Below are 26923 nucleotides of genomic sequence, written 5' to 3'. Positions count from 1 at the left end.
AGGCGATTCAGTTCCTGCGTACGCATATCCGTCAGTGACTGATGGCGCAGCACCAGTGCCCGTAACGCCCGTTCAACCGGATGCGGAGCTTCCCAGACTGCCGGGCGCTTCTGACGGCAAAACTCTGCCAGCATGCGGGCATCAACGGCATCGGTTTTGCTGCGCAGCCCCTCGCTCTGTGCGAAGGCTTTGCCGAGGGCAGGATTGATGATGGAGACGGTGAATCCGGCATCACTGAGATGGGCGGCCACGTCTTCCATATACGTACTGGTGGCTTCCATACAGATATGCGCCGGCGCCACGTTATGGCTGTTGAGCCAGTGGAGGAGTTCATTGTGGCCCTTCAGGGTGTTCGCAAATTTTTTACTGCGGTGACGGCCATCGGGACGCAGCACATCGACATCCAGCTTGGCTTTAGAGACGTCAATACCGATAAAATGAAGTTCCTGTTCCATAGTGAGACCAACCTTGTGAATGCGGATTACCGGGAAAACCGGTCCATGATACTGTCCGGTTTGTCACTTGTGGAGAACGGCAGTCCGCTGCATAAATCTACAATACAGGTTGTTAACCTAAGGCCGGATACGGCATGCGGACGGCATGGCAGGGAGAACTGGCCGGCCCTCTCTGCACAGAGAGGATAATACAAGGCCGGATAAGGCGTTGGCCGCATCCGGCACGGTGCGCGGAACTGCCTGATGGCGCTGTGCTTATCAGGCCTACGGCTGCATGTAGTGTGTAGGCCGGATAAGGCGTTAGCCGCATCCGGCATGGTGCGCAGAGCTATGTTAGCGTTTAGCTACACGGATAGTCTGCGCGAGGCGAGATGGTTTTTCTTCGGTGGTTTTCTGCGGAGCGGTCGCGTAAGCCGTTTCTACACAAACAAACGTTTTGTAGCCATCATCCGGCATGTCGCCCATGCTGACGGACAGCGCCGGGCCAGGGTTCCAGCCCACTACATTCAGATGGTGGTGGTGGACAACATCTATATTGCGATTCAACGCATCATCATGAATCACGCTGCACGCTTCCGGATTCAGATAAACGCGATCGGTGCGGTCCGGGAAGGTCTGGATCCCATCAGCCAGCACATCTTCTTTAGCATCATTCACTTTATCGATCAGGCGATCGCCAAGACCACTGACTTTCACTGCCGCAATGTCACCAACGTTGAAATAGGTATGCAGTGCCGAGGTGGTTTCAAACTCACCATGAGCTTCCAGCTCCATCTCACAGGTGGCTCCCACTTTGAAGCGGGCCAGCAGGCAAAACTCGTGCGGCCAAAGCTGACGCGTTTCAGCGTTGCTCTGCAGTTCAAACGTCAGCACCACGCCATTGTCGTCTTCGTTGTGCGCTTTCAGCGTCCATGGCAGGTTGCGGGCAAAACCATGCGAAGGCAGGCCCTGCTTAGCAGCCGGACCAAACCACGGCCAGCAAATTGGTACGCCGCCACGCAGCGCTACGCCGGTTTTAAATGGGGTATTATTACTTAACCACAGGACTTCCTCTTCACCATTTGGTTTCCAGGAAAGAAGATGTGCGCCCTGCAGCGCGAAAGAAGCTTTAACCTGTGGGTGATCGACAACAAGAACCTCAAGCTCATCAAGCTGACGGCGGGAGAGGACAGGGGTAATTTGTTCGATTACCGGAAGTGCAAAAATTTTATTAATCATTACGCAATCCTTTCTTCAGGCAAAAAAAAGAGCGACCTGAGTCGCTCTTACAGATTACTGTTTCATCTCAACTTATTTGGAGATGTGAGCAATCAGGTCCAGAACTTTGTTGGAGTAGCCGGTTTCGTTGTCGTACCAGGATACCAGTTTCACGAAGTTGTCGTTCAGTGCGATACCAGCTTTAGCATCGAACACGGAAGTGCAAACTTCACCGTTGAAATCGGTAGATACTACGTCGTCTTCGGTGTAACCCAGAACGCCTTTCATCGGGCCTTCGGAAGCAGCTTTGATTGCTTTCTTAATTTCTTCGTAAGAAGCAGCTTTTTCCAGACGAACGGTCAGGTCAACAACGGATACGTTCGGGGTAGGAACGCGGAACGCCATACCAGTCAGTTTGCCGTTCAGTTCTGGCAGTACTTTACCTACAGCTTTAGCTGCACCGGTAGAGGACGGGATGATGTTCTGGGATGCGCCGCGGCCGCCGCGCCAGTCTTTGTGAGACGGGCCATCAACGGTTTTCTGAGTAGCGGTGGTCGCGTGAACAGTAGTCATCAGACCTTCGATGATGCCGAAGTTGTCGTTGATAACTTTAGCCAGCGGAGCCAGGCAGTTAGTGGTGCAGGAAGCGTTAGAAACGATGTCCTGACCTTCGTATTTGTCAAAGTTAGCGCCTTTAACAAACATCGGAGTGTTATCTTTGGACGGACCAGTCAGAACCACTTTTTTCGCGCCAGCAGTGATGTGCTTACGAGCGGTTTCATCTGTCAGGAACAGGCCAGTAGCTTCAGCTACTACGTCAACACCAACTTCGTCCCATTTCAGGTTAGCCGGATCACGTTCAGCGGTAACACGGATTTTTTTACCGTTTACGATCAGATGACCGTCTTTCACTTCAACGGTACCGTTGAAACGGCCGTGAGTGGAGTCATATTTCAGCATGTAAGCCATGTAGTCAGCGTCTAACAGGTCGTTGATTGCAACGATCTCGATGTCAGAGCGTTCTTGAGCAGCACGGAAAACAATGCGACCGATACGGCCAAAACCGTTGATACCTACTTTGATAGTCATATATTCCACCAGCTATTTGTTAGTGAATAAAAGGTTGCCTGTAAAATTACAAAAACCTTACGCAGCGTCAAGCGGAATCGTGTCAATCATTGCGACAAATCAATCTGCTGCCTAAGCTTTGCGCAACTGACTCGCCTCACTCTTCCTTTGGGCTTGAAACCACATGGGGTCGGCGGCCCGAATTTTAAAGGGCAATCAAGATAAAAACGTGATTCTGATCACGAATTGCAGGCTGCCATTTCGCAAGGATCAAGTTTAGAACAAAAGTTCGCACTCCGGTGTTAATGTTTTGTTAGAATCTGTCTCGCGATGTGAGTTTAGATAAAGCGAGATGTGAGCAAATGGCTAATCAACCTTCTCCAGAAGAACTGAAAAAAAATTTAACCGAAATGCAGTTCTATGTGACGCAGAATCACGGGACAGAACCGCCATTTACCGGACGTTTGCTACATAACAAACGTGACGGCATCTACCACTGTTTGATCTGCGACAATCCGCTATTTCGTTCCGAGACAAAATATGACTCAGGCTGCGGCTGGCCCAGCTTTTACGAGCCTGTCAGCGATGAGGCTATCCGTTACATAAAAGATACGTCACACGGCATGCAGCGCATTGAAATCCGCTGCGGAAACTGTGATGCACACCTGGGACACGTCTTCCCGGATGGTCCGAAACCTACCGGTGAACGGTACTGCGTTAACTCAGCGTCTTTGAACTTTACCGATGGTGAAAACGGTGAGCAAACCAAGGGTTGAAGAAACGATTCAGCAAATTATTCTACGGAGAGTGGATTTAACATGAATCTTGATGAGATGATCAACAGCATGACGCCGGAAGTTTATCAGCGCTTATCGACTGCCGTTGAACTCGGAAAATGGCCGGATGGCGTAGCGCTAACGGCAGAACAAAAAGAGAATAGCTTACAGCTGGTGATGTTATGGCAGGCGCGAAACAATATTGACGCGCAGCATATGACGATTGATACCAACGGTGAGATGGTGATGAAGAGCAAGCAGCAGTTGAAGGTGGAGTTTGGTATTACGCCAGAACCGATTGCGACGTTTAAATCCTGATTACCCAGGCCCGGCAAACATCTGTGTCGGGCCTGCAGTTGATGTTATTTCTTGTTCATCATCGCCTTCAGATCGGCGAACGGGTTGTATTTCGCTTCGCCTACGGCCTTTTGCGCATCTTCTCCTGCAACCACCGTTGAACCATACTGGTCCGCTTCCGTATATTTGGAATGCTCGTGATCGTGGCAGTACAGGCACAACATTTCCCAGTTGCTACCATCTTCCGGGTTATTCGAGTGATCGTGATCGATATGGTGTACCGTCAACTCGCGCAAATTTGAATACACGAACTCACGGGAACAGCGTCCGCAGACCCAGGGGAAGAGTTTAAGCGCCTTTTCCCGGTAACCGACTTCCAGACGGGCGTAATTTTTAGGGATAAAAGCCATAAAGCTCATGCCTCCAGTAGAAATGAAGAGCTGCGCCAAAAGCTGGCGCAGCAGAATGCGCTAATCATAACCTATTGTGTCAGGCGTTGGGATCAGTGTTTGATGCCTAACGAATCGGCTAACTGCTTCGCCAACTGATTATTGTCATCTGCGCCGTACTCCCAGAACATGGCGCCTGCCAACCCTTTGCTTTTGATGTAGTCGGCTTTGAGCGCCACCGAACGCGGGTTTTCATAGGAGAGGGCAAAGAGTTTTTTTCCATCCGCAGACTGTACCGACAGCCACGGCACTTTCGCTTCATCATCCCAATGTTGGCTAAAGCGTTTTTGCGGATCGTTGATCAACTTCGCCACAATATCGTTGTACTTCACGTAGGTGTCTTTGCTCAGGTCGACGCCCAGTGATTTGAACAACTCAATTTGAGCTGACTCGAAATAGGGTTGGGTAGCCGGGTTTTTCTGCGCGTCAGGTTTGCTCCAGTCAATACCTGGCTCAACGGCGCGTTTTGGTACGCGTCCATAAAAGCCAATGCCCAGATTCATTTGACTCGGTTTCAGACCGGCTGCGAGATAGTTATTGACCACAAAATCGGCGCTGTACTTATCCGCCGCGGCGACCGTCGGCCATTGCGTCGAATCATACAGGTTCGAGTTGAAATATTGGGTGCCGTAAGCCATGTCATAGGTCATCAGGTTGATGTAGTCGAGCGATGGTGCAATGGCTTTTACATCCACCCAGCTTTTCGGACTTTCCGCATTCGCGCCCACGGCGATGGTCAGCAGTTTTTTATGCCCCAATGCGGCACGCAATTCTGTTAGCAGCGCGGTGAAGTTAGCGCGGTCAGCCGGTTGGCTTTCGACCAGTCCCCAGGCGCCGTTAACCGGATATTCCCAGTCGAGATCGATGCCATCCAGACCATATTTCGCAATTATCTCCTGTGCAGACTGAATAAACACTGCACGTGTTTCCTTCGTTGCTGCCGCGCCAGAGAATCCACGCGCTCCCCAGCCGCCGACGGAAAGCAAAACTTTCAGGTTTGGATTTTGTTTACGCAGCTGTGGAATTTTCAGCAAATCATCCTGCACTTTCTGTGAAAGCCAAATCTGATGCAGTTTGCTGGCGTCTTTTAAGGCGTCATTGGTCTCGTCTTTTTCGTTGTTGTAGACAAGGCCAAACGAATAGTTGAGATGGGTTATCTGGCGAACATCCAGTTTATTGATGTCGCCACCGGGACCGGCAGTGACGTCGCCGCCACCATTAAAGTAGCCAACTGACATCAGTGAACTGGCGGAAACAACGCTGGCGCAGAGCAGGGGTAATGCTGCCAACAAAGGCAATAGTTTCATCGGTGTTCCTCTTTGACATTTAAACAAGCAAACACGCCACGGAAATGGCGTGGCGAAAAAAACAGCACCCGCAGGTTAACAGTTTCATAACAGGAAAAATGCGAAGGGGTTCACGCCATTTTAGCGAAGCGGCAGCCACGTTCACTTGGGTTTCAGTTCATCTTTGCATTTATTTGTGATCTTGGTTGTGAAATGCAGATCAAAATCTGTGTTTTAAAGATTTGATGTTGACCTCAAAAATTATATGGATAAGTATGATGGTCACTGATGCAAAACTAAACACAAAGGAAAATTCCATGAAAGCACTGGCGAGATTTGGCAAGGCCTTTGGCGGCTACAAGATGATTGATGTTCCGGAACCGGTATGTGGTCCGGATGACGTTGTGATTGAAATTAAGGCTGCTGCTATCTGCGGCGCTGACATGAAACACTACAATGTCGACAGTGGATCCGAGCAGTTTAATTCGATTCGTGGTCATGAATTTGCGGGTCAAATTGTGCAGGTTGGCGACAAGGTTAAGGACTGGAAGGTGGGACAGCGAGTTGTGTCTGACAACAGCGGGCACGTTTGCGGCGTTTGTCCGGCCTGTGAACAGGGCGATTTTCTTTGTTGTACAGAAAAGGTGAATTTAGGTCTGGACAACAATACCTGGGGCGGTGGGTTTTCTAAATATTGTCTGGTCCCTGGGGAAATCCTCAAAATTCACCGCCATGCTCTGTGGGAAATCCCGGCAGGGGTAGATTATGAAGAGGCGGCTGTACTGGATCCTATCTGCAATGCCTACAAATCTATCGCTCAGCAATCCAAATTTCTTCCAGGCCAGGATGTGGTGGTCTTTGGTACCGGTCCGTTAGGACTCTTTTCTGTTCAAATGGCGCGCATTATGGGGGCCGTTAATATTGTGATGGTCGGGCTGGAAGAGGATGTTGCCGTACGCTTCCCGATCGCCAAAGAGCTGGGCGCGACAGCTGTCGTTAACGGTTCGACCGAAGATGTGGTTGCACGCTGCCAGGAAATCTGCGGTAAAGACAATTTGGGGCTGGTCATCGAATGCTCTGGTGCGAATATCGCCCTTAAACAATCAATCGAAATGCTGCGCCCGAATGGTGAAGTCGTTCGCGTCGGTATGGGCTTTAAACCTCTCGATTTCTCCATCAACGACATCACCGCGTGGAATAAAAGCATCATTGGCCATATGGCCTACGATTCCACATCCTGGCGCAACGCCATACGCCTGCTGGCCAGCGGCGCAATCAACGTTAAACCGATGATTACTCACCGTATCGGCCTGTCGCAATGGCGCGAAGGGTTTGACGCCATGGTCGATAAAACCGCGATTAAAGTCATCATGACTTACGACTTTGATGAATAACATGTCTATTAAAAGGACGTTATCGCATGGAACAAATAGCAAAACCGCACTGCGGCGCCAGGCTGGACAGGCTACCTGACTGCCGTTGGCACACATCGATGTTTGCGATGGTTGCTTTTGGATTACTGGTTTGTTGGAGTAATGCCGTTGGCGGATTAATTCTCGCGCAGTTAAAAGAGCTTGGTTGGACCGATAATTCCACCACCGCCACGTTTTCAGCCATTACGACAGCGGGAATGTTTCTCGGCGCGCTCGGTGGGGGAATTATCGGCGATAAAACCGGACGTAAAAACGCATTTATTTTATATGAAGCGATTCATATTATTTCTATGATCGTTGGCGCGTTTTCACCAAATATGACTTTCCTGATCGCCTGCCGTTTTGTAATGGGAGTTGGATTAGGCGCGCTGTTGGTGACTCTGTTTGCCGGGTTCACCGAATATATGCCAGGCAGGAATCGCGGCACCTGGTCAAGCCGGGTCTCGTTTATCGGTAACTGGTCTTATCCGCTCTGTTCGCTGATCGCGATGGGATTGACGCCGTTGATCAGCGCCGAATGGAACTGGCGCGTGCAGTTGATGATCCCGGCCGTACTGTCGCTGGTGGCGACCGTTATTGCCTGGCGTAGTTTCCCGGAGTCGCCTCGTTGGCTGGAATCCCGCGGACGCTACGCCGAAGCTGAAAAGGTGATGCGGGCCATTGAAGAAGGAGTTGTTCAGCAGACCGGCAAGCCACTGCCGCCTGTGGTATTTGAAGATGACGGCAAAGCCCCGCGCACGGTTCCTTACTCGGCCTTATTAACGGGTGTGTTACTGAAGCGCGTTATTTTAGGTTCCTTTGTCCTGATTGCCATGAACGTCGTCCAGTACACCTTAATTAATTGGCTACCGACAATATTTATGACTCAGGGCATTAATCTGAAAGACTCCATTGTCTTAAATACCATGAGTATGTTCGGCGCGCCGTTTGGAATTTTTATAGCCATGCTGGTAATGGATAAAATTCCCAGAAAGACAATGGGTGTGGGATTATTAGTGTTAATTGCCGTGCTGGGATATATCTATTCACTGCAAACCAGCATGCTACTGATTACGCTAATTGGTTTCTTCCTGATTACTTTTGTCTATATGTACGTTTGCTACGCCTCGGCAGTCTATGTTCCGGAAATATGGCCGACCGAAGCGAAACTTCGCGGTTCTGGTCTGGCGAATGCGGTAGGGCGTATCAGCGGTATCGCCGCGCCTTATGCAGTCGCGGTATTGCTTAACGGTTATGGAGTGACGGGTGTATTTGTACTGCTGGGTGCGGTCTCCATTATTGTCGCTGTCGCCATTGCTACCATCGGAATTGAAACCAAAGGCGTCTCTGTCGAAAGCCTCGGTATTGATGCAGTTACCAGCAAATAATATTGATGGGAAATAAAATGAAAAATTCAAAAGCGATATTAAAAACGCCGGGCACGATGAAAATTATTGCCGCCGATATCCCGGTACCCAAAGAGCATGAAGTACTGATCAAAATTGAATACGTAGGTATTTGCGGTTCAGATGTTCACGGTTTCGAATCAGGTCCCTTTATTCCGCCAAAAGACCCGAACCAGGAAATTGGCCTCGGACATGAATGTGCCGGTACGGTGGTGGCGGTAGGAAATCGCGTCAGTAAATTTAAACCGGGCGACCGGGTGAACATTGAACCCGGCGTGCCGTGCGGTCACTGCCGCTACTGTCTGGAGGGCAAATACAACATCTGTCCTGATGTCGACTTTATGGCCACGCAGCCTAATTATCGCGGCGCGCTAACCCACTATCTGTGCCATCCGGAGAGCTTCACTTACAAGTTGCCCGATAATATGGACACCATGGAAGGCGCGCTGGTAGAGCCTGCGGCGGTAGGGATGCATGCCGCAATGCTGGCGGACGTTAAACCGGGCAAGAAAATCGTCATTTTGGGGGCGGGCTGTATTGGTTTAATGACCCTGCAAGCCTGTAAATGTTTGGGTGCTACCGACATCGCCGTTGTTGATGTCCTGGAAAAGCGTCTGGCCATGGCCGAGCAGCTTGGTGCGACGACTGTGATCAACGGGGCGAAAGAGGACACCGTTGCCCGCTGTCAGCAGTTCTCCGGCGATATGGGGGCTGACATTGTTTTTGAAACTGCCGGCTCGGCGATCACCGTTAAGCAGGCTCCGTACCTGGTGATGCGCGGCGGGAAAATCATGATCGTTGGGACAGTTCCCGGTGATTCGGCGATTAATTTCCTCAAAATTAACCGCGAAGTCTCCATTCAGACTGTTTTCCGCTACGCCAACCGCTATCCGGTCACTATTGAAGCCATTTCCTCCGGGCGTTTCGATGTCAAGTCGATGGTGACGCATATTTATGATTATGAAGATGTTCAGCGCGCGTTTGATGAGTCAGTCAACAACAAACGCGAAATTATCAAAGGCGTTATTAAAGTTAACCATTAATTTATTGAAAAGGGAGAAACAACTATGCTGGCAGATATTAAATATTGGGAAAATGATGCCCAGAATAAACATTATGCGATTGCCCACTTTAACGTGTGGAATGCGGAAATGTTAATGGGGGTGATGGATGCGGCGGAAGAGTCTAAATCGCCGGTAATTATTTCATTCGGCACCGGCTTTGTGGGTAATACATCTTTTGAAGATTTTTCGCATATGATGGTTTCGATGGCGAAAAAAGCCTCAGTGCCGGTTATTACCCATTGGGACCACGGGCGCAGTATGGAAATTATCCATAACGCCTGGACTCACGGCATGAATTCACTGATGCGCGACGCCTCCGCTTTTGATTTCGAAGAGAATATTCGCCTGACTAAAGAGGCGGTGGACTTCTTCCATCCGTTGGGTATTCCGGTTGAGGCGGAGCTGGGCCACGTGGGGAATGAAACGGTTTATGAAGAAGCGCTGGCGGGCTATCACTATACCGACCCGAGCCAGGCGGCGGAATTTGTCGAGCGTACCGGCTGCGATTCTCTGGCGGTGGCGATTGGTAACCAGCACGGCGTTTATACCTCTGAGCCGAAACTGAATTTCGATGTGGTCAAACGCGTGCGCGAGGCGGTATCCGTTCCGCTGGTGCTGCACGGCGCGTCCGGCATTAGCGATGCGGATATCAAAAAAGCCATTTCATTAGGTATTTCGAAAATCAATATTCATACCGAACTGTGCCAGGCGGCAATGGCGGCGGTGCAGGAGAACCAGAATCAGCCGTTCCTGCACGTTGAGCGTGAAGTTCGCAAAGCGGTAAAAGAGCGCGCGCTGGAGAAAATCAAACTGTTTGGCTCTGACGGTAAAGCGGAATGACAATATGGATAATATCGAGGTTATTTGTATAGGGGCGGCAATTGTTGATATTCCCTTGCAACCAGTGAGTAAAAATATCTTTGATGTTGACTCTTATCCATTAGAACGAATAGCAATGACCACGGGAGGTGACGCTATTAATGAGGCGACGATTATTTCTCGCCTTGGCCATCGCACGGCGTTAATGAGTCGGATAGGTAATGATGCAGCCGGTTATTTTATTGTCGACCACTGCCATCGGGAGAATATTGATATTAAAAGCCTGAAGCAGGATGCTGATATTGATACTTCCATTAACGTAGGTTTAGTCACCGCTGATGGTGAACGCACCTTTGTGACTAACCGTAACGGCAGTTTATGGAAACTGAATATAAACGATGTTGATTTTGACCGATTCTCGCAGGCAAAGCTGCTGTCGCTGGCGAGTATTTTTAATAGTCCGCTGCTTGATGGCCAGGCGTTAACGGATATTTTCACTCAGGCCAAAGTGCATGGATTAATTATCTGCGCCGACATGATTAAACCACGGCTTAACGAAACGCTGGACGACATCCGTGAAGCGCTGAGCTACGTGGATTATCTGTTTCCCAATTTTGAAGAGGCAAAACTGCTCACCGGGAAAGATACGCTGGATGAGATTGCCGACAGTTTCCTGAATTGTGGTGTGAAAACCGTCGTGATTAAGACCGGCAAAAGAGGCTGCTTTATCAAACGTGTCGATATGAAAATGGTAGTCCCGGCCGTGTCGGGGATTACCGCCATCGACACCATCGGCGCGGGGGATAACTTTGCTTCAGGATTTATCTCCGCGCTGCTTGAAGGTAAGCCGCTTCGCGACTGCGCGCTGTTTGCTAATGCAACGGCGGCAATATCGGTACTGAGCGTGGGTGCGACGACGGGTGTGAAGAACAGAAAGCTGGTTGAACAACTTCTTGACGAATACGAAGGGTAATAGCGGCAGATGAAAATGATTCCTTTAGGCAGTACGGATATTACGCTTTCCCGCATGGGATTAGGTACATGGGCCATTGGCGGCGGTCCGGCATGGAATGGCGATCTCGATTTGCAGATTTGTATTGATACCATTGTTGAGGCGCATCGCTGCGGTATTAATCTGATTGATACCGCGCCAGGATACAACTTTGGCAACAGTGAAGTGATAGTCGGTCAGGCGCTGAAAAAGCTGCCGAGCAGCGAGGTAGTGGTTGAAACCAAATGCGGCATCGTCTGGGAGCGAACAGGCAGCCTGTTTAACAAAGTGGGCGATCGCCAGCTGTATAAAAACCTCACGCCTGAGTCGATTCGTGAGGAGGTTGATGCCAGCCTGCAAAGATTGGGTATCGACAGTATTGATATTTATATGACCCACTGGCAGTCGGTTGAACCCTGTTTTACGCCGATTGCGGAAACCGTAGACACGCTGAATACACTGAAAAAAGAGGGAAAAATCCGTTCGATTGGTGCGGCGAACGTCGATGCCGGGCATATAAGGGAGTATCTCAAACACGGTGAGCTGGATATCATCCAGGCCAAGTACAGCATTCTTGACCGGGCGCTGGAAGCTGATCTGCTGCCGCTATGCCAGCAGAATGGCATCATCGTGCAGGTATATTCACCGCTTGAGCAGGGGTTGTTGACTGGTACTATCACCCGAGATTATGTTCCTGGCGGCGCACGGGCTAACAAGGTTTGGTTTCAGCGGGAAAATATGCTGCGGGTGATTGATATGCTAGAGCAGTGGCAGCCACTGTGTGAAAAATACCGCTGCACAATCCCCGCATTAGCTCTGGCGTGGATTTTAAAGCAAAGCGATTTGATCACCTTACTGAGTGGTGCAACCGCACCTGAACAGGTTCGCGAGAACGTCGAGGCGTTAACCATTCCCCTGACAGATGATGATTCATTATTGATGAGGCGAATGGCGGAAGCGTTGGATATAAATTAAGTCGGATAGAATTGACCTCTGTTTCTGCGTAAAAAAGTATTGAAATCTGTGATTCAGACATGTTCTTTTGAAAATAAACATAGCCTGTGAGATACTAGGGTCTTATTATTACTTTGCAGGAAACAGAGGTGTCATCGTGGCGGCAAAAGACAGGATTCAAGCCATTAAGCAAATGGTGGCTAACGATAAGAAAGTGGCGGTATCTAATTTAAGTTCAATCTTTCAGGTGACTGAGGAAACGATTCGCCGCGATCTTGAAAAACTGGAAGATGAAGGTTTTTTGACCCGAACATATGGCGGTGCAGTGCTCAATACCACCGCGTTGTCCGACAATATTCATTTTTATAAGCGTGCAAAATCTTTCTTCGAAGAAAAGCAGATTATTGCCCGTAATGCATTACCGTTTATTAAAAATAAGACCACAATGGCTGCCGACTCCAGCAGTACCGCGATGGAATTATTAAAGCTGTTGAAGGAAAGAAACGATCTGACGTTGCTTACCAATTCGGCTGAAGCATTTCATGAGTTGGCGCAGTCAGAAATTAACGTGGTTTCTACCGGCGGTGAGTTGAATAAGAATACGCTGTCGCTGCAGGGAAGAATCACCAAGGAGATTATCAGCCGTTATCATGTTGATATCATGGTGATGAGCTGCAAAGGTTTGGATATGCAGAGTGGGGCGCTTGATTCTAATGAAGCGGAAGCGGAAATCAAAAAAACCATGATCCGCCAGGCGACTGAGGTGGCCCTGTTAGTTGATCACTCAAAGTTTGACCGTAAAGCTTTCGTTCAGCTCGTGGACTTTAGCCATATTAATTACCTAATAACCAATAAGGCACCGGGTGCAGAGTGGATTGCATTTTGCAAAGAGAATAATATTCAACTCGTTTATTAGCTATAACGAGGGTTGTGTCGATATTATTTTAAGTTTGCACCTGGCAAATGCCATAAGAATCTAATGATGATGGATGGCGCGGCAAAAATTTTTCTGCCGCGATCGCCATACTTTCTATTTAGCTGAATTTGAGGCATCCAGATGGAACAATGTGACCCTATCGGCGCAAGATTAGATCGCTTACCTTTATCTCGATTTCATTTTCGTATTTTTGGAATTATTAGTTTTAGTTTGTTAATAACTGGTTTTCTCAGCTATTCCGGGAATGTGGTATTAGCAAAACTAGTCAGCACAGGCTGGTCAAACAATTATCTCAATGCCGCGTTTACCTCAGCGCTGATGTTCGGTTACTTTATCGGTTCGCTAGCCGGTGGCTTTATTGGTGATTATCTCGGTCGACGCAAAGCGTTCCGCGTCAATTTGTTAATCGTCGGGGTCTCAGCCTGCGCTGCAACGTTTGTACCCAACATGTACTGGCTTATTTTCTTCCGCTGTCTGATGGGGATTGGAATGGGGGCGCTAATTATGGTGGGCTATGCCTCATTTACAGAATTCATTCCACCCGCGGTTCGTGGGAAATGGTCTGCCCGTCTGTCATTTGTCGGCAACTGGGCACCAATGCTATCTGCGGCAATTGGCGTCGTGATTATTGCACTTTTAAGCTGGCGGGTGATGTTTCTGCTCGGCGGCATGGCAATGCTGTTGGCCTGGTATCTGTCGGGAAAATACTATATTGAATCCCCGCGTTGGCTGGCTGGCAAAGGGCAGAGAAGCGAAGCTGAAAAACATCTTATGCAGGTGGAATCGCAAATTGAGAAAGAAAAAAACATCACTTTACCATCCTGCCGGAACGAATGCTCGTCGGCGGATTTAAGCACGATAAGTGGTTCATTTTGGCTCTTGTTTAAGGGGCCAATGTTGCGCTGTACACTGGTGGCGATCACGGTGCTTATTGCAATGAATATTTCGCTCTATACCATTACGGTATGGATCCCGACGATATTTGTTAATTCGGGAATCGATGTAACGAAATCCATATTTATGACCGCGATAATTATGATTGGCGCGCCGGTTGGGATATTTATTGCCGCGTTAATTATCGATCGCTTTCCTCGGCGATTGTTTGGCTCATTCTTGTTGATTATTATCGCCTTGCTTGGGTATTTCTATTCGCTTCAAACTGAAGAGTGGGCAATTCTGAGCTACGGGCTGGTGATGATTTTTTTTCTGTATATGTATGTCTGCTTTGCCTCTGCAGTTTATGTCCCGGAACTATGGCCCACGCATCTTAGATTGAGAGGATCGGGTTTTGTGAATGCGGTGGGGAGGATTGTCGCTGTGTTTACGCCTTATGGCGTCGCTATTTTGTTGACCCGCTATGGCTCGGTTACGGTCTTTATCGTGCTAGGAGTAATGTTGGTGCTATGCGCGCTGATTCTTTTTTGTTTTGGCATCGAAACACGCAAAGTATCGCTGGAAGAGATTTCAGCGCTGGCCTGAGATAACGCGCCGACAGGAGTGACCCTGTCGGCATCGCTTACGGCTGGGTTTCCAGCCAGTCGTCCAACGTATACAGCGTTGCGCCCGCAGCCGCCATTTCCATAAAGGCGTTTGCACTGTCCTGGGGGTGAATATTAACGCCACGGCAGCCGTCGGTTATAACGCTGACGGTGTAGCCAAGATCGAGCGCGTCCAGTACGGTGAATTTGACGCAATAGTCGGTAGCCAGACCCATGATGATGAGCTCGGCAATGCGGTGTTCGAGTAGCCATGCATTCAGCGCGGTTGCCTGACGACGACCGTTATCAAAAAAAGCACTGTAGCTATCGACCAGCGGGTTCTCACCTTTAGTGAACGTTTGAGTTATCGCACGCTGGTTCAGCAGCGGATGCAGGGCGGCGCCTTCGCTGTTTTGTACGCAATGATCGGGCCAGAACGTCTGCGCCAGACCATCAAGTTGTCCCTGGCTGTAGGGCTCGACCTGATGCTGGCTGGCAAAACTACCGTGATTAGCCGGGTGCCAGTCCAGACTGGCAACGACCGTGTCGCCGCGTATGGCACACCAGTCAATCAGGCGGTTGGCGATATCGATTGTGCTATCACCTTGTGGGACCGCGAGGGCACCACCGGCACAAAAGTCATTTTGTAAATCGACCAACAGTAAGGCTCGGGCCATGGGCATAGACTCCTTTAATCGTCAGGCGTGAGCTCACCACGCAGATTTTGCGTCATTGCTTCACGAATTGTCTGCGTATCCAGTCCCTGACTCAGCAAATAGTGCAGTTTGGTGAGTGTGGCTTCGACGGTCATATCCGCGCCGCCAATCACGCCAGCATGCGCCAGCGCATTCCCTGTCGCGTAGCCCCCCATGTTCACCTTGCCGGACATACACTGCGTAAGGTTCACCACCACAATGCCACGCGAGCTCGCATCTTCAAGTTCTTTCAGGAATTCTTTATTCTGCGGCGCATTGCCCACGCCGTAGGAGCGCAAAATTAATGCTTTTACCGGCTGGCGCAGGAAGTTGCGTACCACGTCAGCGGAGATCCCAGGATAAATAGTGACCACGCCAATCGGTTGCGGAGTTATAGGATGGACAATCAACTCACCGGTGCCGTGAGGTGCGGGCGGTGTTCCCAGCCGACGAATGTGGATCCCGGCTTCCAGCAGTGGTGCAAGGTTGGGTGAGGCAAACGCGTCAAAACCATCAGCATGCGCTTTAGTGGTCCGGTTACCGCGAAACAGTCGGTTGTTGAAAAACAGGGTCACTTCATTGATCGGATAATTTGCTGCAACGTACAACGCATTCAGCAAATTGATTTGTCCGTCAGAACGTAGCTCTGCTAATGGGATTTGTGACCCTGTCACAATGACTGGCTTGCCCAGATTCTCCAGCATAAATGAGAGCGCCGAAGCCGTAAACGCCATGGTGTCAGTGCCGTGCAGTATGACAAAACCATCGTAATCGTCGTAGTGCGCTTTAATGTCTTCAGCAATATGCTGCCAGTCTTCTGGCGTCATGTCTGAGGAATCCATCAGCGGGACGTATTCGTGGATGGTGAAGTCTGGCATCTCTGGGCGGTGGAATTCAGGCATCAGTGCCAGCTGACGCTGGAGATGACCGGAAACAGGAATATAACCCTGTTCTGAGCGCTGCATACCAATGGTACCGCCGGTATAGGCAACGTAAATCGATTTCTTTTGCATGGGCGTCACAGGTTAAGTTGTGCATAAACAGGCGCAGTATAAAGTCCCCCCTGAAAAAATACAGTGCAAATGACGCATACCTGCCATCCGATCAATATGTCATTTATGTTCAGTGCCTTGTCCCGTTTGTTCAGTGTGGTTTTGCTCCCTCGGCCCTACAGTAGCAGCCTTGCTTTTTGGATATAGCGATTGCCGTTATCATGTTTCGTCCTAATGACAATACGCATGGAGCCTGAAGTGAAGAAAGACCTGAGAATTTTTCAGCCAGGCGAGTGGGCGGATGGAGACATCATTACGGCTATCGATGCGAGTCAGACAGAGACACCGCGCAGACCACAGTTGAATGTCGGCATTCTTCTGTGGCCGGAATTTCCTCTGCTGGCGCTGGCGGGGTTAACCGATGCGTTACGTCATGCGGCGGATATGGGGGATGATAGCCAGAAAATTCGCTGCTCCTGGCGTCTGATGAGCGCTACACCAGACCGACCTGTTCTAAGCAGTTCAGGAATGGCGATGATGCCGGATAGCGCATTCGTTGCACCGGAACAATTTGATTATGTGGTGGTGATTGGCGGCTTGCTGCGCAGTATGGCGAAAGCCGATCGGGCCGCGCGACGTTACCTGCATCTTGCGCATCAGCTCAACATTCCGCTGGTAGGTATCTGCACGGGCAGCTTTGTTCTGGCGCAAGAAGGTTTCCTCAATGGGCTGATGGCGGCGATTCATCCCTGGCATCTGAATGATTTTAAAACGCAATTTCCTCAGCTGGCTGCCCGTAGCGGGGTCGATTTTGTTGAGGAAAAAGGGATTCTGACATGTCCGGGGGGCATTTCGACGATAGGGCTGGCAACAGAGCTTATTCGCCGCCACTGTGGTCCCGACAGGGCGACAAAAGCCATCTTCCAGATGTCCGTCCCCAACCGCATAGACAGCACGTCAGTGGCGGTCTCCAGAGCGATAGGTTTTACCCACGTGAGCGACAGTCGGTTACGCAAAGCGGTCTTTTTAATTGAGCAAGGGCTGGTAAAGCCCATATCGACCCGCTGGCTGGCCGCAGAAGTCAACCTGAGCCCTCGACAACTTACCCGGTTGTTTAACGCCGAGTTCGCCCAGTCGCCAGGAGAGTTTATCCGACGTGCGCGTTTGCGTTATGCCCACTGGCTGCTAATGAATTCTGGAGAGAGCGTCACGGAGATTGCGCTGCGTCTGGGATTTAGCGACTGTGCGCACTTTATTCGTTTGTTTAGTCGGGAGTTTGGCTGTACGCCTGGAGATTGTCGCAGTACGCGACATCAGAATGCATAAAAAATGCTGCCCCGACTTGGGGCAGCATTGGCAGATTAGCGAACGTTGGCGCAGGTCAGGCAAAACGCATAGCGGTTTTGCGGATCGTTAAACGCGGCCAGCTTATCGCTCTCCGCTTTAACCGTACTCGCCGCAGAAGCGAGCGGCGCCGGGAGCATCGCCTGGATCGCTTCAGGCAGCATGGCACGAACGGAACCGGACATGCTGTCCATCACCATATCAACGAATGTCGGTTCGTCCTGATAATACTCAATGTGCCATTGCTTCAGTTTGGCCAGCTCAGCCGCTTTCGCCACGGCGTCATCAAAATCACCCAGACTGTCTACTAGACCGTTGGCTTTCGCATCCTGGCCGGTCCAGACGTGGCCCTGCGCGATTTTGTCAATCTGCTCAGGCGTTGTCTTACGCGCATCTGCGACCAGCGTGATAAAGCGCTTATAGCCGTTCTCGATGCTCAGTTGCATCATTTGCTGCACTTCAGGTGGTAACGCTTTGGTGATGGAGATATCCGCCAGTGGGGATGTCGCCACGCCGTCGGTGTGTACACCAATGGAATCCAGACTGTTTTCCACAGTGTTGATCACGCCAAAGATCCCGATTGAACCGGTCAGCGTGCTGGGGTTCGCCACCATGTAGCTTGCTGGGGTGGAGATCCAGTACCCGCCGGATGCCGCCATGCCGCCCATGGACACGACAACCGGCTTGCCTGCCGCTTTTGCCGCAGCCAGCTCAGCGCGAATGACTTCGGAAGCGCTGACGCTGCCGCCAGGGCTGTTCACGCGCAGCACAATTGCTTTCACTTTCGGATCAAGACGCGCTTCGCGGATCTGCGCGGCAGTCGTGTCACCGCCCACATTCCCAGGGGTTTCTTCACCGTCCATAATTGCGCCATTCGCGAAGACGACGCCAATGCTGTCCCCAGTATCCGCTGGCGTTTTCAGCGAGTAATCGTAATAGCTGACGGCGCGATAATTTTTATCCGCTTTGCTCCAGCCAAACTGTTTGGTCAGCATTTTTTCGACTTCAGCGCTGGAAGCGAGTGCATCCACCAGTTTGTTGTCGAGCGCATATTTCGCGGTATCACCATCGACTTTTGTCAAACCGTCCAGCATGGCCTGTGCGCCCGGGAACACCTGCTGAGCAGGGATCTGGCGGTTGGCAGCGACCGTGTCGAGATAGTTCTGCCACAGCTCGCCGATCCAGCGGCTGTCGGCCTCGCGCGCGGCAGGAGACATATCATCACGAATGAACGGTTCTACGGCAGACTTATAAGTCCCGACACGGAACACGTGCGTGGAAACTTTCAGCTTGTCGAGCAGGGACTTGTAGTACAAACCGTTGGTGGCAAAGCCGTGCAGATCAACGGAACCCTGCGGAGAGAGATAAATTTTATTGGCGAAACTGGCGAGGTAGTACTGCCCCTGGCTGAAGTTATCGCCCACGGCAAAGACCGGTTTGCCGCTGTCGCGGAATTCCCGCAGCGCTTTACCGATATACTGCATGGAAGGCTGGTCGGCCCCGGCAAAATTTTTCAGATCCATCACTATGCCAGTGATGTTGCGATCATCTTTTGCCTGGCGAATAGTATTCACGATATCGAACAGGGAGTTTTCCTGCAGACGATCGGAACTGGCGCCAAACAGCTGACGACCAATAACGCTTAAGCGACTGGTGCTCGAAGGCTTATCGACAATCACCCCCGAGATATCCAGCAGCAGTGCGCCTCGCTCAGCGTGTTCACTGGTATTGCTGCTGCTGACCTGCATCCAGATGCCCACGCCCACCAGCACCAAGAAGATGAAGAACAGGTTAAGCACAAATTCACGGACGAAATTCAGTAATCGCCATGTCCATTTAAAAAATCCGGCAATAAATCGCCACAGGGTTCGCATGTATTCTCCCTACCGATTAACAATACGCCATCCCGAAATTCCGGAGAAAGGCGATAAGATGAGGCTATCGTAAAGACCCGACAGGCACTTGTCAGCAGGAATCACCGCCTGTGCTGTAACAAAATCCGCTCACGTGTTAATTTTGTGAACAAATCTCATTGTTGGAGTTAAGCAAATGGATGCACTCGAATTACTGATTACCCGTCGTAGCGCCTCTCGTCTCGTCGAGCCGGCCCCGACAGGAGAGCAGCTGCAAAACATTCTGCGTGCGGGAATGCGCGCGCCAGACCACAAAACGCTGCAACCGTGGCAATTCTTTGTCATTGAGGGCGAAGGGCGTGAGCGTTTTAGCGCGGTGCTTGAAAAAGGGGCGATTGCCGCAGGCAGTGACGAGAAAGCCCAGGAAAAAGCGCGCAGCGCACCGTTTCGCGCGCCGTTGATTATTACCGTGGTGGCGAAATGTGAAGAAAACGACAAGGTTCCTCTGTGGGAACAAGAAATGTCTGCCGGTTGTGCGGTGATGGCTATGCAGATGGCCGCAATTGCCCAGGGCTTTGGCGGTATCTGGCGCAGTGGTGCATTAACCGAAAGTGCGGTCGTTCGCGAAGCATTCGACTGTCGCCCGCAAGATAAAATCGTCGGTTTCCTCTATCTGGGCACACCGCAGCTAAAAGCATCCACGACGATTAACCTTGCCGATCCGAGCGCATTCGTCCGTTATTTCTGATATCAACGGCAAAACTGTCTGGATTCTGAGCAAAGACACCCGAATTCAGACAGTCACTCTTACCACATCAAGGAATGAGCGCTACCATATCCGGATTGCAATGACAGGAGATGTCCATGAGCGAGCAAGCTATTCGTTTAACGCAATACAGCCACGGAGCCGGTTGCGGTTGTAAAATTTCCCCAAAAGTGCTGGAAACCATCCTGCACAGCGAGCAGGCGAAGTTTGTTGATCCGAACTTACTGGTGGGTAATGAAACCCGCGACGACGCGGCCGTATACGATCTGGGAAACGGCACCAGCGTTATCAGCACCACCGATTTCTTTATGCCGATTGTCGATAATCCGTTTGATTTTGGACGCATCGCCGCGACTAACGCCATCAGCGATATTTTCGCCATGGGCGGCAAACCGATTATGGCAATTGCTATTCTGGGCTGGCCGCTGGATAAACTGGCACCGGAAATCGCCCGCGAAGTCACCGAAGGCGGACGCTTTGCCTGCCGTCAAGCGGGTATTGCGCTGGCGGGCGGCCACTCTATCGATGCCCCAGAGCCTATCTTTGGCCTTGCGGTAACCGGCGTTGTGCCGACCGAACGCGTGAAGAAAAACAGCACCGCTGAGGCAGGGTGTAAGTTGTTCCTGACCAAGCCTCTGGGCATAGGTGTTCTGACAACCGCAGAGAAAAAATCACTGCTTAAGGAAGAACATAAAGGACTGGCGACAGAAGTGATGTGCCGGATGAACATTGCCGGTGCGGCATTCGCCGATATTGACGGCGTGAAAGCCATGACCGATGTTACCGGTTTTGGTCTGCTGGGGCATCTGAGTGAGATGTGCCAGGGCGCAGGCGTTCAGGCACAGATCGTCTACCAGGATATTCCTAAGCTGCCTGGCGTTGAAGAATACATCGCGCAGGGCGCGGTGCCGGGTGGTACCCAACGTAACTTTGCCAGCTACGGACACCTGATGGGTGAAATGCCGCAATCGGTACGCGATCTGCTGTGCGATCCGCAAACTTCAGGTGGTCTACTGCTGGCGGTAACGCCGGAAGCTGAAGCCGAAGTGAAAGCGGCAGCGGCGCAGTTCGGTATCGATCTCACCGCCATTGGTGAGTTAGTGGAAGCTCGTGGCGGTCGTGCCATGGTTGAGATTCGTTAACTCGATGCGGTTGTTTATTGCCGAAAAACCAAGTCTGGCGCGTGCTATCGCCGATGTGCTGCCGAAGCCGCATCGCAAAGGCGATGGTTTTATTGAATGCGGAAATGGACAAGTGGTGACCTGGTGTATTGGTCACCTGCTTGAACAGGCGCAGCCGGATGCCTACGACAGTCGTTATGCTCGCTGGAGTCTCGTCGATCTGCCGATTGTCCCTGAAAAGTGGCAACTGCAACCGCGTCCCTCGGTGACCAAACAGCTCAACGTCATTAAGCGCTTTTTGCATGAAGCCAGCGAAGTTATTCACGCCGGTGACCCCGATCGTGAAGGGCAACTGCTGGTGGATGAAGTGCTGGATTACCTGCAACTGGCACCTGAAAAGCGCCAGAAGGTGCAGCGTTGCCTGATTAACGACCTCAACCCGCAGGCCGTTGAGCGGGCTATTGAGCGGTTGCGCGCCAACAGTGAGTTTATCCCGCTGTGCGTGTCGGCACTGGCGCGAGCGCGTGCGGACTGGTTGTACGGTATCAATATGACGCGCGCTTACACCATTCTTGGACGTAACGCGGGCTATCAGGGCGTACTTTCGGTCGGTCGCGTACAAACGCCGGTGCTTGGGCTGGTTGTGCGTCGCGATGAAGAGATAGAGAACTTCGTCGCCAAAGACTTCTTCGAAGTGAAAGCGCATATCGTAACGCCCGCCGATGAGCGGTTTACCGCTATCTGGCAGCCGAGCGAAGCGTGTGAGCCGTATCAGGATGAAGAAGGGCGCTTGCTGAACCGCACGCTGGCTGAACACGTGGTGAACCGCATTAACGGTCAACCGGCGATAGTCACCAGCTATAACGATAAACGGGAATCAGAATCCGCGCCGTTGCCGTTCTCGCTGTCTGCGTTGCAGATTGAAGCGGCGAAGCGCTTCGGTTTAAGTGCGCAAAACGTTCTGGATATCTGCCAGAAGCTGTATGAAACCCATAAGTTGATTACCTATCCGCGTTCGGATAGCCGTTATCTGCCGGAAGAACACTTTGCCGGACGTCACGCGGTACTGAACGCGATTAGCGTCCATGCGCCGGATCTGCTCCCGCAGCCGGCGGTCAATCCCGATACGCGAAATCGCTGTTGGGACGACAAAAAAGTGGATGCGCACCACGCCATCATTCCTACCGCGCGCAGTTCGTCCATCAATCTGAATGACAACGAAGCGAAAATTTACAACCTGATTGCCCGTCAGTATCTGATGCAATTTTGCGCAGATGCGGTATTCAGGAAGTGCGTCATTGAGCTGGACATCGCCAAAGGCAAGTTTGTCGCTAAAGCCCGTTTTCTGGCGGAAGCCGGATGGCGCACGCTGCTCGGCAACAAAGAGCGCGACGAAGATAATGACGGGACGCCGCTGCCGGTGGTGGCAAAAGATGACGAACTGCTGTGCGAAAAAGGCGAAGTAGTTGAACGTCAGACCCAGCCCCCGCGGCACTTTACTGATGCAACTCTGCTGTCAGCGATGACCGGGATTGCGCGATTCGTGCAGGATAAAGATCTGAAAAAGATCCTGCGCGCAACGGATGGTTTAGGTACGGAAGCGACGCGCGCCGGAATTATCGAGCTGCTGTTTAAGCGCGGGTTCCTGGTGAAAAAAGGACGTTATATCCATTCGACTGACGCGGGAAAAGCGCTGTTCCACTCGCTGCCAGAAATGGCGACGCGCCCGGACATGACAGCGCACTGGGAATCTATCCTGACCCAAATCAGCGAAAAGCAGTGTCGCTATCAGGATTTCATGCAGCCGCTGGTGGGAACGCTGTATCAGCTTATCGATCAGGCGCGCAGCACACCGGTACGACGCTTTCGTGGAATTGCCGCGCCGGGCGGTAGTGGTAGCGATAAGAAAAAAAGCGCGCCGCGTAAACGTCCGGCGAAAAAAAGCCCGCCATCTGAAGAGGCGGGCCTGTAAGTTTGTAAGCCTGATAAGCATAGCGCATCAGGCTTAGCCGGATGCGGCACCCGTGCCTAATCCGGCCTGCAGAGACAATATTAAATCACGCCCTGACCCAGCATCGCGTCGGCAACCTTCACGAAGCCCGCGATGTTGGCGCCACGTACGTAGTTGGTCTGCTTGCTTTCGCCGCCGTATTCAACGCAGGCATGGTGAATATCCAGCATGATGTGGTGCAGGCGCGCATCCACTTTCTCCGCTTTCCAGCCCAGACGAGCGGCGTTTTGCGCCATTTCCAGACCGGATGTCGCTACGCCACCGGCGTTGGCGGCTTTACCCGGTGCGAACAGTACGCCCGCCTCGAGGAACAGATCGGTGGCCTCGATAGTGGTCGGCATGTTTGCCCCTTCGGCGACTGCTTTCACGCCGTTGGCGATCAGTACGCGCGCTGCATCGACATCCAGTTCATTCTGAGTGGCGCACGGCAGGGCGATATCGACCGGAACCGACCACGGCTGTTTGCCTTCCAGATAGGTCAGGCCAAACTCACGGGAGTAATCCGCCACGCGACCGTCACGGCTGTCTTTGATCGCGCACAGACGCGCCAGTTTTTCTTTAGTAAATCCGCTTTCGTCGACCACGGTACCGCTGGAATCGGAGGCGGTAACTACTCGCGCGCCAAACTCCATGGCTTTCTCAATGGCGAATTGCGCCACGTTGCCGGAGCCAGAAACCGCCACGCGCATGCCTTCAAAGCCCAGACCATGGCGTTTGAGCATTGCTTCGGTGAAGTACACCAGACCGTAGCCGGTGGCTTCCGGGCGGATCAGGCTGCCGCCAAAAGAGAGACCTTTACCGGTAAAGACGCAGGCGCTGTTGTTGGACAGTTTTTTCATCATCCCGGCCATAAAGCCGACTTCACGACCACCCACGCCGATATCGCCCGCCGGGACGTCGGTATCAGGACCTAAATGGCGGAACAGTTCGGTCATCAGTGCCTGGCAGAAACGCATGATTTCGCCTTCGCTTTTACCTTTCGGATCGAAATCGCTCCCGCCTTTACCACCGCCCATTGGCAGCGTGGTGAGGGCGTTCTTAAAGGTCTGCTCGAAACCCAGGAATTTCAGGATCGACAGGTTCACGGAAGGGTGGAAACGCATACCGCCTTTGTACGGGCCAATGGCAGAGCTAAACTGTACGCGCCACGCGCGGTTGACCTGCACCTGATTGCGATCGTCCAGCCAAACTACGCGGAACTGGATCACGCGCTCCGGTTCTACCAGACGTTCCAGCAACGACATCTGACGATAACGCGGGTTCTGCTCAAGAAAGGGCCACAGCGTCGTCATTACCTCACGAACGGCTTGCGCGAACTCGGTTTGATTCGGGTCGCGCTTTTGCACATGGTTGAGAAATGACTCCAGAGAACATGTCTGATCCATAGATATAAGAACCTCTTATGTATTGATATGGTTATATTTTTGATATTTATGTTATGTGTTGTGCAGTTTTTGACTATACCATCAGCAGTGTGACGTGACGCAAGAAAAAATTAACCCCGCTAAGTAAATTAATATTGCGCCGTGGGTCATAACCAAAAGCGATGATGGAAGGGACTAAAGTTTCTGCCGATTTATACCGTTATACTGAACATAAATGTCAGTTAAAAAGGAAAGACAATGCGCCGTTTAATCATGGCAGGAGCGTTGGTACTGGTGTCCAGCGCGACGCTGGCAAATCAGCTTTATCGCCCGGATGTGCAGGTGAATGTACCGCCGGAAGTGTTCAGTTCCAGCGGTCAGCGGGCTCAGCCCTGTAGCCAGTGCTGTATTTATCAGGATCAAAACTACTCTGAAGGGGCGGTGATTAAAGCCGATGGCGTTCTGTTGCAGTGCCAGCGCGATGATAAAACGATCAGCACGAATCCGCTGGTCTGGCGGCGCGTAAAAGGATAAACGCCTCTAACAACGGGATATCGGCGGGTGCCAGCGGATAACGCAGCGCCTCTTCGGGTGAGCACCAGACGATATCCTGATGTTCAAACGCTCTCAATTCCCCCTGAAAAGACGGTACATGCCAGGCGTGTAGGTGAATCAATCGGCCTGAAACCTCGCGTTGATGACTGGCAATGTAGCGCCCCACGACCGCCTCAATGCCCAACTCTTCACGCAGTTCACGGATCAGCGCCTCGGGCTGACTTTCGCCAGATTCAACCTTACCGCCGGCAAACTCCCACATGCCTGACTGATCCGCATGCAGCGGACGCTGAGCCAGTAAAATTTTGCCATCACGTTCAATGATAGCGGCGACCACGTCGAGGGTTTTCATCATATTCATCAAGATCTAACAGCAGAAAATGACATACTATCGTTATCTTTGTTTTATCTAAAGTATTCAGGAGCCACCGTTGAACGAACCTCAGTCGTGGGTAAAGCCGTTAACGCGTATCCCTTCCAGTTTAAAACCGCTCGTTGCCACGCAGAAAAAACATTATGGCGATGTGCTGCATCCCACGCGTTGGTGGGGGCGGATGCCGTTTCTGTTCTGGCTGGTGGCGCTGTTTGTCGGGTTTCTGGAGCGTAAAAAGGCGCGCTTAACGCCGGTGATGCGCGCGCTGTTGATGACCCGCATTTCTCAGGTCTGCCACTGCGCTTTCTGTGTTGATGCGAATAGTTTACGGCTGGCAGAACGCTGTGGCGCGCTGGATAAAGTCATGCAGGTTGCCAACTGGCAAGATTCGACGCTGTTTAGCGCTGAAGAACGCGTAGCGCTGGCCTATGCCGATGCGGTTACCGCAACGCCTCCACAGGTTGACGATGCGCTGAAAGTGCAGATGAAGCAGCATTTTACCGATGATGCCATTACGGAAATGACCGCGCTGATTGCGTTTCAAAATCTCTCGGCGCGTTTTAATGCCGCTCTCGATATTCCCTCGCAGGGACTGTGCGACAGTTTTAAAGGACGCCCGCATGCTTGACCGCCATCTTCATCCACGATTAAAACCGCTGTTGCATCGGTGCGTAGGTATTATTGATAAACCGGCGATTACCCCGGACGGACTTACGCTGGTCGGATTTGCCATTGGCGTGCTGGCGTTGCCATTTCTGGCGTTAGGCTGGTATCTGGCGGCGCTGGTGGCCATTGTGCTCAATCGGTTGTTTGACGGGCTGGATGGGGCGCTGGCGCGGCGCAGAGGACTAACCGACGCGGGCGGATTTCTCGATATTTCGCTCGATTTTTTGTTTTACGCCCTTGTGCCGTTTGGTTTTATTCTTGCCGCTCCGGCGCAAAATGCGCTGGCAGGCAGTTGGCTGTTGTTCGCGTTTATTGGCACCGGTAGCAGCTTTCTGGCCTTCGCCGCACTGGCAGCGAAACATCAGATTGATAACCCCGGTTACGCGCATAAATCGTTTTATTATCTTGGCGGGCTGACCGAAGGAACTGAGACAATTTTGCTGTTTGTGTTGGGGTGTCTGTTCCCGGACTATTTTGCCGTGCTGGCGTGGGTCTTTGGCGCGCTGTGCTGGATGACAACGTTCACCCGGATCTGGAGCGGATATCTGACGCTGAAAACCGTTCAGCGTCAGGCGTAAGGTAATGCGTTGCCGG

27 protein-coding genes are annotated in these 26923 nt (G+C 51.6%); 17 read left to right on the top strand and 10 right to left on the bottom strand.

The features are described 5' to 3' along the window. The 3 genes from OGY17_RS13390 to gapA form a co-directional block, all read right to left on the bottom strand. A partial coding sequence (locus tag OGY17_RS13390) for an IS110 family transposase (protein ID WP_267445968.1) occupies positions 1–455 on the bottom strand: 455 nt, incomplete at its 3' end. Between the two features lie 333 nt (positions 456–788). Further along, entirely contained in the window at positions 789–1673 is an 885-nt protein-coding gene (locus tag OGY17_RS13385; protein ID WP_153687143.1) for a D-hexose-6-phosphate mutarotase, read from the bottom strand. Between the two features lie 72 nt (positions 1674–1745). After that, positions 1746–2741 carry a glyceraldehyde-3-phosphate dehydrogenase gene (gene gapA / locus OGY17_RS13380; protein ID WP_003030697.1) on the bottom strand — a complete coding sequence of 332 codons (996 nt, stop codon included), beginning with the start codon at positions 2739–2741 and terminating at the stop codon, positions 1746–1748. 341 nt (positions 2742–3082) lie between these two features. On the opposite strand from gapA, the gene msrB reads away from it, so the two are divergent. Further along, entirely contained in the window at positions 3083–3496 is a 414-nt protein-coding gene (gene msrB / locus OGY17_RS13375) for a peptide-methionine (R)-S-oxide reductase MsrB (RefSeq protein WP_003832475.1), read from the top strand. 42 nt (positions 3497–3538) lie between these two features. Continuing rightward, the gene (locus tag OGY17_RS13370; protein WP_003030693.1) at positions 3539–3814 is read left to right on the top strand and encodes a YeaC family protein; all 276 of its coding nucleotides are present in this window, start codon (positions 3539–3541) and stop codon (positions 3812–3814) included. 44 nt (positions 3815–3858) lie between these two features. On the opposite strand, the gene yajD is transcribed toward OGY17_RS13370, so the two are convergent. After that, on the bottom strand, positions 3859–4203 hold the full coding sequence (gene yajD / locus OGY17_RS13365; protein WP_003832478.1) for an HNH nuclease YajD: 345 nt from the start codon (positions 4201–4203) through the stop codon (positions 3859–3861). 92 nt (positions 4204–4295) lie between these two features. Beyond that, a complete protein-coding gene (gene chiD, locus OGY17_RS13360) occupies positions 4296–5549 on the bottom strand; it encodes a chitinase ChiD (protein ID WP_286607453.1) in 1254 nt (417 codons plus the stop codon). A 296-nt stretch (positions 5550–5845) separates the two neighbouring features. Between chiD and OGY17_RS13355 the strand changes: the two genes are divergently transcribed. The 8 genes from OGY17_RS13355 to OGY17_RS13320 all read left to right on the top strand — a co-directional run bounded on the left by OGY17_RS13355 (position 5846) and on the right by OGY17_RS13320 (position 14590). Beyond that, on the top strand, positions 5846–6922 hold the full coding sequence (locus tag OGY17_RS13355) for a zinc-binding dehydrogenase (protein ID WP_003832481.1): 1077 nt from the start codon (positions 5846–5848) through the stop codon (positions 6920–6922). 26 nt (positions 6923–6948) lie between these two features. Next, positions 6949–8328, top strand: a complete 1380-nt coding sequence (locus OGY17_RS13350) for an MFS transporter (RefSeq protein ID WP_032943114.1) — start codon at positions 6949–6951, stop codon at positions 8326–8328. A gap of 17 nt (positions 8329–8345) precedes the next feature. After that, on the top strand, positions 8346–9389 hold the full coding sequence (locus OGY17_RS13345) for an NAD(P)-dependent alcohol dehydrogenase (RefSeq protein ID WP_003832485.1): 1044 nt from the start codon (positions 8346–8348) through the stop codon (positions 9387–9389). Between the two features lie 24 nt (positions 9390–9413). Continuing rightward, the gene (locus OGY17_RS13340) at positions 9414–10250 is read left to right on the top strand and encodes a ketose-bisphosphate aldolase (RefSeq protein ID WP_003832486.1); all 837 of its coding nucleotides are present in this window, start codon (positions 9414–9416) and stop codon (positions 10248–10250) included. Positions 10251–10254: 4 nt separating this feature from the next. Beyond that, positions 10255–11202 (top strand): carbohydrate kinase family protein, encoded by a 948-nt coding sequence (locus OGY17_RS13335; protein WP_008784533.1) that lies wholly within the window; start codon positions 10255–10257, stop codon positions 11200–11202. 9 nt (positions 11203–11211) lie between these two features. After that, entirely contained in the window at positions 11212–12195 is a 984-nt protein-coding gene (ydjG, locus tag OGY17_RS13330; protein WP_286607451.1) for an NADH-dependent methylglyoxal reductase, read from the top strand. Positions 12196–12331: 136 nt separating this feature from the next. Beyond that, the gene (locus OGY17_RS13325; RefSeq protein ID WP_032943120.1) at positions 12332–13090 is read left to right on the top strand and encodes a DeoR/GlpR family DNA-binding transcription regulator; all 759 of its coding nucleotides are present in this window, start codon (positions 12332–12334) and stop codon (positions 13088–13090) included. 141 nt (positions 13091–13231) lie between these two features. After that, on the top strand, positions 13232–14590 hold the full coding sequence (locus OGY17_RS13320) for an MFS transporter (RefSeq protein ID WP_286607449.1): 1359 nt from the start codon (positions 13232–13234) through the stop codon (positions 14588–14590). A gap of 37 nt (positions 14591–14627) precedes the next feature. Here OGY17_RS13320 and pncA read toward each other — a convergent pair whose 3' ends face one another. Together pncA and ansA are read right to left on the bottom strand one after the other, a co-directional pair. Further along, positions 14628–15266 carry a bifunctional nicotinamidase/pyrazinamidase gene (pncA, locus tag OGY17_RS13315; protein ID WP_020996452.1) on the bottom strand — a complete coding sequence of 213 codons (639 nt, stop codon included), beginning with the start codon at positions 15264–15266 and terminating at the stop codon, positions 14628–14630. A gap of 14 nt (positions 15267–15280) precedes the next feature. Beyond that, a complete protein-coding gene (gene ansA, locus OGY17_RS13310; RefSeq protein ID WP_003832492.1) occupies positions 15281–16297 on the bottom strand; it encodes an asparaginase in 1017 nt (338 codons plus the stop codon). 237 nt (positions 16298–16534) lie between these two features. Between ansA and OGY17_RS13305 the strand changes: the two genes are divergently transcribed. After that, positions 16535–17602: a GlxA family transcriptional regulator gene (locus tag OGY17_RS13305; RefSeq protein WP_191214785.1), complete on the top strand. Its 1068-nt coding sequence runs from the start codon at positions 16535–16537 to the stop codon at positions 17600–17602. Positions 17603–17637: 35 nt separating this feature from the next. Here OGY17_RS13305 and sppA read toward each other — a convergent pair whose 3' ends face one another. Further along, positions 17638–19494 (bottom strand): signal peptide peptidase SppA, encoded by a 1857-nt coding sequence (sppA, locus tag OGY17_RS13300; RefSeq protein WP_286607446.1) that lies wholly within the window; start codon positions 19492–19494, stop codon positions 17638–17640. A gap of 175 nt (positions 19495–19669) precedes the next feature. On the opposite strand from sppA, the gene OGY17_RS13295 reads away from it, so the two are divergent. The 3 genes from OGY17_RS13295 (at position 19670) to topB (ending at position 23332) form a co-directional block, all read left to right on the top strand. After that, complete coding sequence (locus tag OGY17_RS13295) at positions 19670–20221, top strand: NAD(P)H nitroreductase (RefSeq protein ID WP_008784540.1); 552 nt, start codon at positions 19670–19672, stop codon at positions 20219–20221. Between the two features lie 116 nt (positions 20222–20337). Continuing rightward, on the top strand, positions 20338–21381 hold the full coding sequence (gene selD, locus OGY17_RS13290; RefSeq protein WP_003832497.1) for a selenide, water dikinase SelD: 1044 nt from the start codon (positions 20338–20340) through the stop codon (positions 21379–21381). Positions 21382–21385: 4 nt separating this feature from the next. Next, the gene (gene topB / locus OGY17_RS13285; RefSeq protein WP_032934436.1) at positions 21386–23332 is read left to right on the top strand and encodes a DNA topoisomerase III; all 1947 of its coding nucleotides are present in this window, start codon (positions 21386–21388) and stop codon (positions 23330–23332) included. A gap of 80 nt (positions 23333–23412) precedes the next feature. On the opposite strand, the gene gdhA is transcribed toward topB, so the two are convergent. Then, entirely contained in the window at positions 23413–24756 is a 1344-nt protein-coding gene (gene gdhA / locus OGY17_RS13280; protein WP_286607444.1) for an NADP-specific glutamate dehydrogenase, read from the bottom strand. 252 nt (positions 24757–25008) lie between these two features. On the opposite strand from gdhA, the gene OGY17_RS13275 reads away from it, so the two are divergent. Then, positions 25009–25269 carry a YnjH family protein gene (locus OGY17_RS13275; protein ID WP_170974251.1) on the top strand — a complete coding sequence of 87 codons (261 nt, stop codon included), beginning with the start codon at positions 25009–25011 and terminating at the stop codon, positions 25267–25269. Here the strand turns inward: OGY17_RS13275 and OGY17_RS13270 are convergent. Continuing rightward, positions 25229–25642, bottom strand: a complete 414-nt coding sequence (locus OGY17_RS13270) for a pyrimidine (deoxy)nucleoside triphosphate diphosphatase (protein ID WP_191215800.1) — start codon at positions 25640–25642, stop codon at positions 25229–25231. The two genes, OGY17_RS13275 and OGY17_RS13270, sit on opposite strands and share 41 nt — an antisense overlap. A gap of 79 nt (positions 25643–25721) precedes the next feature. On the opposite strand from OGY17_RS13270, the gene OGY17_RS13265 reads away from it, so the two are divergent. Then, the gene (locus OGY17_RS13265) at positions 25722–26291 is read left to right on the top strand and encodes a carboxymuconolactone decarboxylase family protein (protein ID WP_186413481.1); all 570 of its coding nucleotides are present in this window, start codon (positions 25722–25724) and stop codon (positions 26289–26291) included. Beyond that, a complete protein-coding gene (locus OGY17_RS13260) occupies positions 26284–26907 on the top strand; it encodes a CDP-alcohol phosphatidyltransferase family protein (RefSeq protein ID WP_060682316.1) in 624 nt (207 codons plus the stop codon). Before OGY17_RS13265 ends, OGY17_RS13260 begins: the two co-directional genes overlap by 8 nt. Positions 26908–26923 lie beyond the last annotated feature (16 nt).

It is taken from the genome of Citrobacter sp. Cpo126 (genome assembly GCF_030332445.1).
Classification (GTDB): Bacteria; Pseudomonadota; Gammaproteobacteria; order Enterobacterales; family Enterobacteriaceae; genus Citrobacter; species Citrobacter portucalensis.
The sequence above is the reverse complement of the archived record's forward strand: the minus strand, read 5'-3'. Positions and strand labels throughout refer to the sequence as shown.